The organism is Cyclobacterium roseum (assembly GCF_010119225.1).
Classification (GTDB): domain Bacteria; phylum Bacteroidota; class Bacteroidia; order Cytophagales; family Cyclobacteriaceae; genus Cyclobacterium; species Cyclobacterium roseum.
The window spans coordinates 1-1841 of record NZ_WNKF01000047.1 but is presented as its reverse complement, the minus strand read 5'-3'; the positions used below and the strand labels follow the sequence as shown (position 1 = coordinate 1841).

Genomic DNA, 1841 nt, shown 5'->3' with positions numbered 1-1841 from the left:
ACTACATCCACCTGGCCGGAAAGGCACATGACCTGAAAAAAACATCCGGCGAACAAGACTACTGGGAGGCCAATTACGAGTTGACCCGCAAGCTGTACGATCGTTTTCTGGCGGATCCCGCCGCCGAAACCTTTATTTTTATCAGCAGCGTCAAGGCCTGCGCCGATCGGGTAGCAGGCTGGCTCAGGGAAGAAACGCCCTGTGCTCCGGAAACGGTCTACGGCAAGTCCAAACGAAAAGCGGAGGAATACCTGTTGGATAATTTGCCCGAAGGCAAGCGGGTCTATATCCTGCGCCCCTGCATGATCCACGGTCCGGGCAACAAGGGAAACCTAAACCTGCTCTATGCCTTTGCCCAAAAAGGCTTTCCCTATCCCCTTGCCGCCTTTACGAACGAACGCTCCTTCCTCTCTGTGGATAACCTCTGCTGGGTGATGCTCCAGCTAATGGAGAAGGACATTCCCTCGGGCATTTATCAGGTAGCCGACTCCGGCGTTTTTTCCACCAATGAACTGATACAAATGATGGCTGCCTCCCTGGGGAAGCCCGCCCGTCTGTTGAAAATCCCTGCGGGCCTGCTGCGTGCGGCTGCAAGGGTAGGGGATCGGTTGCGCCTCCCCCTCACCAGCGAACGCCTGCAAAAACTCACCGAAAGCTATAAAGTCAGCAACGAAAAGCTGCTAAAGGCCCTGGGCGACGATCTGCCCCTGAGTGCTGAGAACGGATTTAAAAAAACCTTTGAGGCATTCAAGGGGTAGTGGCTCGGAAGGGGCTGAGTTGTAGGGATCGGCTTTGGGGCAGGTTTTCTTGTTTTGGATTGATTCGTGGTTGTTAACGTGGCTTGGAATGGGCAGAGGTGTAGTTTCGGGCAAATAGGCAGGAAAGGCGGTATTAAAGTCAGCCGTGGTGGTTAAGGGTTAAAGAGGCTCGGAGCCGGCTGATGTATTCATCGTGGCTACCTGGCAGTCAGCCGTTACTTTGGATTCAACCTTGGTTGTTAAGGGTTAACACGCTGGAATTCGGCTGAATAATTGAAATGGGTATTTTGGCAGGAGGGCTGGTTTTGGGTTCAAGCGTGGTGGTTAACCTGGTTCGGAATGGGCAGAGTTTTAGTTTCGGGCAAATAGGTAGGAGAGGTGGTATTGGATTCAGCCGTGTTGGTTAAGGGTTAAAGAGGCTCGGAGCCGGCTGATGTATTCATCGTGGCTTTCTGGCAGTTAGCCCTTATTTTGGACTCAACCTTGGTGGTTAAAGGTTAAGGGTCAGTCGGTTGTGCCTGGTAGTTTTGATAGAACATAAATGTATGAGTAAAGCGGGAGGGGCGGCACAAAACCGGGGTGCGCGGGAGGATTGCGGGGGGAAGGATTTTTGTGCCTTGACTTTTTTGGTACTTTTTGCGTCAAGGCAAAAAGTACAGAAGGATTTGGGATTAAAACAAGGAAAACAACCTGAGTCCTGCCATGCCCTTTGCCTAAAGCCGGGTGACTGTTTAGGGTCTGGCCATTTTGCGTTTGGGGCTGTTTTTGGGATTTAGGTGCGGTAGTAATGCTTGTTCCTGGCATGCCTCCCCCTCCTGTTTTAGGAGGGGGCCCGGGGGGAGGTCACAAACGTGCCCGGGCATTGGCGGAAAGCCAGCTTCACTATTGAGCGGCTGAATAGCCAATGCAGGGAGCGCAAGACCGCGACTACCCCGGGCTGCGCCTCCCTTGTCGGCTTACCCGGGGCTTATAGTATTTCGCCCCGTCAGGGCTTGGTTCCGGATACCTAATAAAATAGCCGTTAGACCGGCTACCATACAATTTAGGTCCAATCGTGTTGGTTATGTTCGAATCCGGCTGAGG

1 protein-coding gene is annotated in these 1841 nt (G+C 52.8%); it reads left to right on the top strand.

Annotated features, from left to right (window positions below; all coding sequences use genetic code 11):
• A partial coding sequence (locus GJQ68_RS23055) for an NAD-dependent epimerase/dehydratase family protein (protein WP_162419616.1) occupies positions 1-758 on the top strand: 758 nt, incomplete at its 5' end.
• Positions 759-1841 lie beyond the last annotated feature (1083 nt).